Below are 255 nucleotides of genomic sequence, written 5' to 3'. Positions count from 1 at the left end.
CCTGGAGGGAAGGCTCCCGGCCCGGCAAGTCGATCAGCGGATTCAAGCGCATGTACTCGCGGTTCGTGGCCCTGCGCATCCGCCCGGCCGGACGCGGCGTCCGCAAGACCAGCGACGGTCCTGATCTACCCGAACGCTGGCTGCTGGCCGAATGGCCCGCCACCGAACCCGAACCCGTGCAGTTCTGGCTGGCGAACCTGCCCTCCGGAATGCCGCTGGCCACGCTGGTGCGGCTGGCCAAGCTGCGCTGGCGCA

The 255-nt window shown here is 70.2% G+C and carries 1 pseudogene; it reads left to right on the top strand.

Annotated features, from left to right (window positions below):
- Nucleotides 1-255, top strand: a pseudogene (locus EHS43_RS46115) (IS701 family transposase); the annotation flags it as partial.

The sequence above is a fragment of the Streptomyces sp. RP5T genome, assembly GCF_003933965.1.
Lineage (GTDB): Bacteria > Actinomycetota > Actinomycetes > Streptomycetales > Streptomycetaceae > Streptomyces.
Note: the sequence above shows the minus strand (reverse complement) of the source record. Positions and strands in the feature narration are given on the sequence as shown.